Source organism: Listeria rocourtiae subsp. hofi (assembly GCF_963575615.1).
GTDB lineage: Bacteria > Bacillota > Bacilli > Lactobacillales > Listeriaceae > Listeria_A > Listeria_A hofi.
The window spans coordinates 1-1,046 of the sequence record NZ_CAUYTL010000087.1; the positions used below are offsets into that span (position 1 = coordinate 1).

Annotated in this window: 1 protein-coding gene; it reads left to right on the forward strand. The window is 48.7% G+C overall.

Annotation, left to right across the window (positions count from 1 at the left end):
- Positions 1 to 1,046: Ig-like domain-containing protein (locus tag R8925_RS15820; protein WP_430536744.1), on the forward strand; the 1,046-nt coding region annotated here is incomplete at both ends.

A 1,046-nucleotide genomic window follows, 5' to 3' on the forward strand; every position in this document is an offset into this window, starting at 1 on the left:
AAAAAAGTCACCATCGAAGTGGCAGGGAAAGTCATTCGTACCGTCGATGTGGCTGCCAATGGCACGTACCGAGTTTACGTGAACGATAACGTAGCGATGGGCGTAGCAGGCACCACTTTCCAAGCCTATGCGATCGATGCCAATGGAAAAGCAGGAGACAAAGCAAGCAGCACGGTGAAAGCGAAAGAAGCCGTGACGATTGCCCCACCAACCATCAATGATTATGTCGTGAATAACGGCTATGTCACCGGGAAAGCTACGGCTCCAGCGACACAAGTTACGATTTCTGTCGGCGGAAAAACACTACGCACCGGTAATGTGGCCGCAGATGGCACGTTCCGAATCTATGTGAACGACAATGCCAACATGAAAATCGTCGGCACGGATTTTACAGCGGTTGCCAAAGATGCCGCAGGGAATGTGAGTCAACCAACGACAGCCAAAGTCCAAGGTACGATGCTCACACAACCAACGATTGATCCTTACTACGCTGGTCAAGAATATGTCACTGGTAAAATAGATAAAGCAACGAGCAAGATAGCGATCTATGACAAAGCAGGGAATCTCCTTCGTTACGGTGCCGTGGATGCCACAACAGGCACCTACAAAATCTATGTAGCCGATAAAGCGGCGATGCGTGTGGTCGGCGATACCTTCTCCGTGAAAGCCATTGATAACGCAGGAACAGCAACAGCGCCAACGACAAGCACGATTTTAACGGCTCTTTTAGGGAAGCCATCCATCAACGACTACCATAAAGGCGATGAGTATGTGACGGGTAAAACAGATATTGCCACGTCCAAAATCGGACTATATGACAATCAAGGCAACTTATTGCGTACAGGACTTGTGAACCCAGACGGTACCTACAAAATCTACGCGCTAGATAAAGCCTTCATGCAAGTGATTGGCGATAACTTCACCGTTCGTGCTATCAACTCGGCGAACATTCCAGGCCTAGCTGCAGCATCGACTGTCTTAGGGGAACGCATCCCTTCTATTGTAACAGCAAATGATTACAACTTAGGTGACAATAACGTAACCGG